The organism is Pseudomonas sp. 86_A, from assembly GCF_017491705.1.
Classification (GTDB): domain Bacteria; phylum Pseudomonadota; class Gammaproteobacteria; order Pseudomonadales; family Pseudomonadaceae; genus Aquipseudomonas; species Aquipseudomonas koreensis.
Map to the genome: position 1 here is coordinate 1 of NZ_JAFGYS010000049.1, position 716 is coordinate 716.

1 protein-coding gene is annotated in these 716 nt (G+C 58.2%); it reads right to left on the bottom strand.

What is annotated here, in order from left to right; translation table 11 throughout:
* A partial coding sequence (locus J5M57_RS27905) for a phage tail protein (protein WP_207872078.1) occupies nucleotides 1-716 on the bottom strand: 716 nt, incomplete at both ends.

Genomic DNA, 716 nt, shown 5'->3' on the forward strand with positions numbered 1-716 from the left:
GGTGCTGATACCGGCATAGTCATCATCGCAGATTTCAATAACATCGCCCGGTACATGGCGAAGCCCTTCTGCGCCGACGCTGAAATCCACGGTCTGCGTTTCCAGCAGTTCTGTTTTAATCAGCCACAGCCCGGCGCGGTGTGCCTGCCCCCGGCTGGTACAGCCAAAGGCATCCATCTTCGTAACATTACGACCGTAACGGGCAATGGCCTGCGTATCTTCAACAAGCTCTGTCGCCGTCTCCCAGCCGTTGTTCGGGTCAATCCAGTTCACCTCAACGGCATTATGGCGGTCCTTCAGGGCGCTGAAGCTGTAGCGGAACGGCGCGCCATCATCCGGCATCACCACATTACTGCGGTTATAGGTCCACGTCTTATCCGACGGTCGGTCCTGCACGAACGTCAGCGTCTGCCCGTTCCATACCGGCATACAGCGCATCGCCGAGCAGAAATCGCTGAGCACATCCCACGCCTTACGCTGTGTGGTCAGGTACGCATTACAGGTGATGCGCGGCTCCGTGCCGCCAAAGCCGTCCGGCACTGACTGGTCGCAGTACTGGCCGATGACATACAGCGCCCATTTATCCACATCCGCCGCACCAAGACGTTTCCCCATGCCGTAGCGCGGATGGGTCAGCATATCCCACAGACACCAGGCCATGTTGTTGCTGTATGCCGGTTTAAACGTTCCGTCCCAGATACCGCTGTATTGCCGCG